Genomic DNA, 1,030 nt, shown 5'->3' on the forward strand with positions numbered 1-1,030 from the left:
TTGACCCGCACTGGGCATAAGGGCCGCAGCCTCTGCGGCAAACCGGTCAATCGGCCGCTGATGAGTGGTGCCGTGGATACGCACATCAGCCACCGTCGCCATCCATTCGTTCATCTGCTCCTGCACATCAACCATATCGGTAAAGGTTCGCCCGGGCAGGAAGTTGCGTTTGACATACTTCACGCCTGATTCTACCTTGCCTTTGGTCTGTGCCCGGTAAGGGGCGCACACTCGGGGCTCAAACCCCCAGTGCCGGGCAAACTCGCGGAAGGTGTCGTTCCAGCACCAGCCCTTGCCCGGCACCGGTCGGCACACCGTACGTGGCCGATCGTAGAGCAACTCTCGCGTCAACCCGCCGAAGTAATCGAAGGCCGCCTCATGGCTCTCCAGAAACAGCCCCAACTGCTCGTTGGCGCAGGCCCGGTAGTAGCCCCGTCTGCTGTAGCCCAAGGTCAGCACAAAGATATGCAGCACAACCGGACGACTGCGAAGGTAAATCCCGGTCTGGCCCCAATCAATCTGGCTTTGTTGCCCCGGTCCGGTCTCGAAACGGCGCTGGCACAGCTGCGCGGCCTTCACCGCTTGCTGGCGCAAGGGTACAACGAACCGCTTGACCGTCTCATAACTGCCCTGGAACCCGCGATCTCGACGCAGCTCCTGGAACAGGATCCGTGCCGAGTAATCCACCTGCGTGGCGCGCTCCCGCAGATACGCCGCATGCGAAGCCAACAGCGTATCCGAGCGCTGTGGGCGGGCGTACGCCCGCCAAGGCTCCTTGAGCAGCTTACGTACCGTCTTGCGATCAATCTCCAGTTGCCTGGAAATTTCCGAGACCGAAAGACCTTGACCACTCATCTGCCGCACTTCCTCCCAGCGTTCCTTGCTCAGCATCATGGCCTCCACAGGCTTGGCATGAGCTGCCATGATGCGCTGGTTCCAATTCATCTGAGTATCCATCTGCTTTATCTCCGAAAAGCAGGTGGGGAATTTTCAATGATCCCAACTGGGGATTATTGGATGACCGATGACA

1 protein-coding gene is annotated in these 1,030 nt (G+C 59.4%); it reads right to left on the reverse strand.

Going from position 1 to position 1,030, the window contains the following annotated elements; translation table 11 throughout:
- Positions 1–957, reverse strand: a 957-nt coding sequence (istA, locus tag H0A72_RS21915) for an IS21 family transposase (RefSeq protein ID WP_180158630.1), incomplete at its 3' end; no start/stop codon positions are given.
- Between the last annotated feature and the right edge of the window lie 73 nt (positions 958–1,030).

Origin of the sequence: Parapusillimonas granuli (assembly GCF_013416525.1) — a bacterium.
Lineage (GTDB): Bacteria > Pseudomonadota > Gammaproteobacteria > Burkholderiales > Burkholderiaceae_B > Parapusillimonas > Parapusillimonas granuli.